The organism is Dietzia maris (assembly GCF_014144855.1).
Lineage (GTDB): Bacteria > Actinomycetota > Actinomycetes > Mycobacteriales > Mycobacteriaceae > Dietzia > Dietzia kunjamensis.
On the sequence record NZ_JAALDN010000239.1, the window covers coordinates 1 to 2792 of the forward strand.

At 67.7% G+C, this 2792-nt stretch carries 3 protein-coding genes; all 3 read left to right on the forward strand.

The annotated features are described in order from the left end of the window. Positions 1–148: 148 nt before the first annotated feature. The 3 genes from ettA to G6024_RS08370 are packed head-to-tail and all read left to right on the forward strand — an operon-like array spanning position 149 to position 2769. Complete coding sequence (ettA, locus tag G6024_RS08360) at positions 149–1822, forward strand: energy-dependent translational throttle protein EttA (RefSeq protein WP_067719805.1); 1674 nt, start codon at positions 149–151, stop codon at positions 1820–1822. Positions 1823–1828: 6 nt separating this feature from the next. Further along, a complete protein-coding gene (locus tag G6024_RS08365) occupies positions 1829–2314 on the forward strand; it encodes a thioesterase family protein (RefSeq protein WP_159148476.1) in 486 nt (161 codons plus the stop codon). Further along, positions 2311–2769: an acyl-CoA thioesterase gene (locus tag G6024_RS08370; RefSeq protein ID WP_159148477.1), complete on the forward strand. Its 459-nt coding sequence runs from the start codon at positions 2311–2313 to the stop codon at positions 2767–2769. Before G6024_RS08365 ends, G6024_RS08370 begins: the two co-directional genes overlap by 4 nt. Positions 2770–2792: the final 23 nt, after the last annotated feature.

Consider the following 2792-nt stretch of genomic DNA (forward strand, 5'->3'; position numbering starts at 1 on the left):
TCGTGGGGGCGGCCGGCGCCTGATGCTCCCGGGGGTGGGGCCGGCGTCCGCCGCGGACGCCGGGGCCGCGGGCGGACACGTAACATGGGGGTCGTGCCCGCGGCCGACCCGCGGTGAAGTGAACTATATGCGCAGGTGAGAGGGTAGAATGGCCGAGTTTATCTACACGATGAAGAAGGTACGCAAGGCGCACGGGGACAAGGTGATCCTCGACGACGTCACGATGTCCTTCTACCCCGGTGCGAAGATCGGCGTCGTGGGCCCCAACGGCGCCGGCAAGTCCTCCATCCTCAAGATCATGGCCGGGATCGACCAGCCCTCCAACGGCGAGGCGTTCCTCGATCCCGAGGCAACCGTCGGCATCCTGCTGCAGGAGCCGGAGCTCGACCAGTCCAAGACCGTCAAGGAGAACGTCGAGGACGGCCTCGGCGAGACGATGGTGCAGCTGCGTCGGTACAACGAGGTCGCCGAGGAGATGGCGACCGACTACACCGACGAGCTCATGGAGGAGATGGGTCGGCTGCAGGAGCAGCTCGACGCCGTGGACGCCTGGGACGTGGACTCCCAGATCGAGCAGGCCATGGACGCCCTGCGCTGCCCGCCGGGCGACTCGCCGGTGACGAACCTGTCCGGTGGCGAGGCGCGTCGGGTGGCGCTGTGCAAGCTGCTGCTGAGCAAGCCCGACCTGCTGCTGCTCGACGAGCCCACCAACCACCTGGACGCCGAGTCCGTCCTGTGGTTGGAGCAGCACCTGGCCGCCTACCCCGGCGCCGTCCTGGCCGTCACACACGACCGGTACTTCCTCGACCACGTCGCGCAGTGGATCTGTGAGGTCGACCGCGGTCAGCTGCACCCCTACGAGGGCAACTACTCCACCTACCTGGAGAAGAAGGCCGAGCGCCTCGAGGTCCAGGGCAAGAAGGACCAGAAGCTGCAGAAGCGGCTCAAGGCCGAGCTCGAGTGGGTGCGCTCCGGTGCCAAGGCGCGCCAGTCCAAGTCCAAGGCCCGTCTGGCCAAGTACGAGGAGATGGCCGCGGAGGCGGAGAAGCACCGCAAGCTCGACTTCGAGGAGATCCAGATCCCCACGCCGCCGCGGCTCGGCAACGTGGTGGTGGACGTCGACAAGCTGACCAAGGGCTTCGACGACCGGGTCCTCATCAAGGACCTGTCGTTCACGCTGCCGCGCAACGGCATCGTCGGCGTGATCGGCCCCAACGGCGTCGGTAAGACGACGCTGTTCAAGACCATCGTGGGCCTGGAGGAGCCGGACTCCGGCACCGTCAAGGTGGGCGACACGGTGAAGCTGAGCTACGTCGACCAGAACCGCGCCAACATCGACCCGGAGAAGTCGGTGTGGGAGGTCGTCTCCGAGGGCAACGACTACATCGAGGTCGGCCAGAACGAGATGCCCTCGCGTGCCTACGTCAGCGCCTTTGGCTTCAAGGGCCCGGACCAGCAGAAGAAGTCCGGCGTCCTGTCCGGTGGTGAGCGCAACCGCCTCAACCTGGCGCTGACGCTCAAGGTCGGCGGCAACCTGATCCTCCTCGATGAGCCCACCAACGACCTCGACACCGAGACGCTGGGCAGCCTGGAGAACGCACTCGAGGACTTCCCGGGCTGCGCCGTGGTCATCTCGCACGACCGCTGGTTCCTGGACCGCACCTGTACCCACATCCTCGCCTGGGAGGGCAACGTGGACGAGGGGCAGTGGTACTGGTTCGAGGGCAACTTCGAGGGCTACGAGAAGAACAAGGTCGAGCGTCTCGGCCCCGACGCGGCGCGCCCGCACCGGGTCACGCACCGCAAGCTCACCAGGGACTGACCGCAGATGGCCACGCCGACCACCCAGGGCTCGGACGCCCCGACCACCGGAACCTCACCCGGGGCCGCCACCGTGGCGGGGGCCGTGCACCGGGTCCGGATCCCGTTGCGCATCTCCGACTTCGTGGGCATGCACGTCAACAACGTGCGGTTCCAGGAGTTCTCGCAGGACGCCCGGCTGATCTGGTTCCGCGAGAAGTTCGGGGTACCGGGCTCCCGGGTGCCGATCGCGCTGGCGCGGTGGATGGAGATCGACTTCCGTCGCACCATCGCCATGGGCGTGCCCGAGGTGTGGGTGGACGTGCAGGTGGTGCGGGTGGGCCGCACGTCGTTCACGATGCGGACCTCGATCGGCTCGGAGTCGACCGGTGCCGAGCCCTGCGCGGTGGTCGACACCGTGATGGTGGTGACCGCGGATGACGAGACCACGACACTGGAGATCACCCCCGAGGAGCGCGTGGCGCTGCTCGGGGACCGGGAGGAGGCGGGATGACCATGCGCGACGCCGTGGACGCCGGGACGTTCCGTTGCACCCTGCAGGTGCGGTGGGCGGACTTCGACCAGTACGGCCACGTCAACAACATCAAGTACCTCGAGTACGCGCAGGAGGCGCGGATCCTGTTCATCCGCAGCCGGTTCGGTCCGTTCGGCCTGGGCAACCTGCCCCAGGTCGTGCGGCGCACCGAGATCGACCACCTGCGGCCCGTCCTGCGTGACTCGACCTCGGTGGACGTGGAGATCGACGTCGAACACGTCGGCACCACGTCGTATCAGATCCGCCAGACCATCCTGGACGCGGCGGGCGAGATCTGCTGCACGTTGCGGGTGGTCATGGTCGCCTACGACTCCTCCACCTCGACCGCGGTGGAGATCCCCTCGGGGGTCCGTCACGTGCTGGAGGCGGCCACACAACCGGCGGCGATCACCGACCAGGGGCCCGCCACGTGACCGACCAGCTCGTCTACGAGACC

Excerpts from the sequence above, each read along its gene's own strand:
- ettA (WP_067719805.1), top strand. The coding sequence starts at position 149 with ATGGCCGAGTTTATCTACACGATGAAGAAGGTACGCAAGGCGCACGGG.
- G6024_RS08365 (WP_159148476.1), top strand. The coding sequence starts at position 1,829 with ATGGCCACGCCGACCACCCAGGGCTCGGACGCCCCGACCACCGGAACC.
- G6024_RS08370 (WP_159148477.1), top strand. The coding sequence starts at position 2,311 with ATGACCATGCGCGACGCCGTGGACGCCGGGACGTTCCGTTGCACCCTG.